The sequence below is a fragment of the Photorhabdus tasmaniensis genome (assembly GCF_011189505.1).
Lineage (GTDB): Bacteria > Pseudomonadota > Gammaproteobacteria > Enterobacterales > Enterobacteriaceae > Photorhabdus > Photorhabdus tasmaniensis.
Genome location: NZ_PUJU01000240.1, coordinates 1 through 353 on the forward strand (window position 1 = coordinate 1; position 353 = coordinate 353).

The window sequence follows — 353 nt, forward strand, 5'->3', positions numbered from 1 at the left end:
TGGCATCTCAATTTCTCCTTTTCAATAAATTATCCATGACCTGTAAATAGTCACGGTACTTTTCTCGGCTCTCCGTTTTACCGGATTAATGTATTAGCTGGGTAAACGGAAAAGACAAGTGCAGCGCGTCAGTGTTGCCCTAAATAGGCCAAGTGATTTTTCGTCTAATTAAGCGAGAAAATCTTTTTGGCTGGCAATCAGTTTTGCGCCACATGCTGTGTGCATCCCCTCTAATGCGACAGGTTTTCCCTGATGCTTTAAATTATCACTGCCTTCCACAATAGGAAAAACCCCTTTGCACTTAGGGCAGTTTACTAAATCACCTTTAGCAGCAATAGGCACGCCTTGATAAA

General features: G+C 42.2%; 1 protein-coding gene. It reads right to left on the reverse strand.

The window, feature by feature from the left end:
- Positions 1 to 168: 168 nt before the first annotated feature.
- A partial coding sequence (locus C5471_RS23745) for a PAAR domain-containing protein (RefSeq protein WP_166296729.1) occupies positions 169 to 353 on the reverse strand: 185 nt, incomplete at its 5' end.